This is a genomic window from Bacillus sp. SIMBA_008 (genome assembly GCF_046535495.1).
GTDB classification, from domain to species: domain Bacteria; phylum Bacillota; class Bacilli; order Bacillales; family Bacillaceae; genus Bacillus; species Bacillus subtilis.
The window spans coordinates 1-236 of the sequence record NZ_JAWRWL010001269.1; the positions used below are offsets into that span (position 1 = coordinate 1).

Below are 236 nucleotides of genomic sequence, written 5' to 3' on the forward strand. Positions count from 1 at the left end.
CTTGTACTGGAATTGGCTGACGTCTTTCCATCACACTTCACTCCTATATCCCTAGCAGTTTTGCTAGTAATGAATTGGCTGCTTTTTCATCATTTGTCCCATGAATTAATGCACGTCCACCTTTGAAAAAGACAATGCGATAAGATTCATAGCGGACATGGATTACGAAGTCATTCACTTCCACCTCACAAATAGATGACAGCCGCTCTTTCACATGCTGAAATGATAGATTAGCT

Annotated in this window: 1 pseudogene; it reads right to left on the reverse strand. The window is 40.7% G+C overall.

Annotation, left to right across the window (positions count from 1 at the left end):
- Positions 1–43: 43 nt before the first annotated feature.
- Positions 44–236, reverse strand: a pseudogene (locus SB658_RS27505) (thiamine biosynthesis protein MoeB); the annotation flags it as partial.